Here is a 1,146-nt window from a genome sequence, read left to right as displayed (position 1 = left end):
CGCCCGCGTCCACACCCCGCCGGGCACATGCGCCCACGTCCGTGTCGGCACGGCGGAGGCCGGTCCCGGAACCGGCGGTACGGTCCGACCAGCACGCTTCACCGCTTCACCGCCCCTGCCGGAACGCCTGCCGATCAGCGTGATCGAGGTGGCGGACGAAGGGCCGGGCCTCGAACCCGTCGACGCCGAGCTCGTCTTCGAGCGCTTCTACCGCGCCGACCCCGCGCGTTCGCGCCTCCACGGCGGCAGCGGCCTCGGTCTCGCCATCGCCGCGGCCATCGCCGAGGGCCATGGCGGCCGCCTCGAACTCGACACGACCCCCCGCCGTGGCTGCACCTTCCGCCTGGTCCTGCCCGCAGCCGACCCAGGCCGGGAACCTCGCTGAGCCGAGCGTGCGGGTGCGCGATGTCCAGGGCGCCGAAGAGTGCCACGTCGACGCGGACGGTGATCAGTTCGTCCGATCGGCCTGACCGTTTGTGCCGTGCGACGTGCTGGCATCCCTCGACAGGAGCCGCGCTCAGCCGTGATCGGCCGAATGCCGTCTGTTCACGGGTGTGCGCATGCCAATAGCCTGTGCGACCTTCGCGTTCTGGGGGTCTCGTGAACGGTCTCCGTGCGGTCCTGGTCTGCCTTGTGATCGCGTGTGCCGCGGCCATGTCGCCAGCCGCGGCTGTGACGCCTGCTGCGGCTGCGAAGCCGCGCTGGTCGGCGCTGCCGGTGCCGACGGCGGCCCCGCCGGTGACCGTGTTGGATCTCGCCGCCCGCGGGCAGGCCGAGGCGTGGGCAACCGGGTACGAGCAGGCCGCCGATGGACTGCGGCCGATGTTGTACCGGTGGGACGGCGCGGCGTGGAGCCGGGACACCACCTTCCCCGGCACCGCCGAGCCGGGCTGGCTCGGCAAGGTGCAGTTCGTCGGCGAGGAGGTGTGGATCTTCCACAACCGCGCGGGGGCGGGGGAGATCCTGCGCCGGTCGGCGGGAGGGTGGAGCGCCGTCCCGCTGCCGCAGACCCTGTGGACCTACCAGGACTTCACCGCGGTGCCCGGTGCCGCGTGGGTGGTCGGCGAGGACGACACCGGGCTGAAGGTGTTGCACTACGACGGCTCCACCTGGACCACACAGGCCACCCCGGACGGTGTGCTCTAC

The 1,146-nt window shown here is 72.6% G+C and carries 1 protein-coding gene and 1 pseudogene; both read left to right on the top strand.

The features are described 5' to 3' along the window. On the top strand, positions 1-385 hold a 385-nt coding region (locus O3Q52_RS53350), incomplete at its 5' end, for an ATP-binding protein (RefSeq protein ID WP_269655580.1). A 269-nt stretch (positions 386-654) separates the two neighbouring features. Next, a pseudogene (locus O3Q52_RS53345) lies at positions 655-1,146 on the top strand (hypothetical protein); the annotation flags it as partial.

The sequence above is a fragment of the Streptomyces sp. ActVer genome, from assembly GCF_027270795.1.
Taxonomy (GTDB): Bacteria; Actinomycetota; Actinomycetes; order Streptomycetales; family Streptomycetaceae; genus Streptomyces; species Streptomyces umbrinus_A.
The sequence above is the reverse complement of the archived record's forward strand: the minus strand, read 5'-3'. Positions and strand labels throughout refer to the sequence as shown.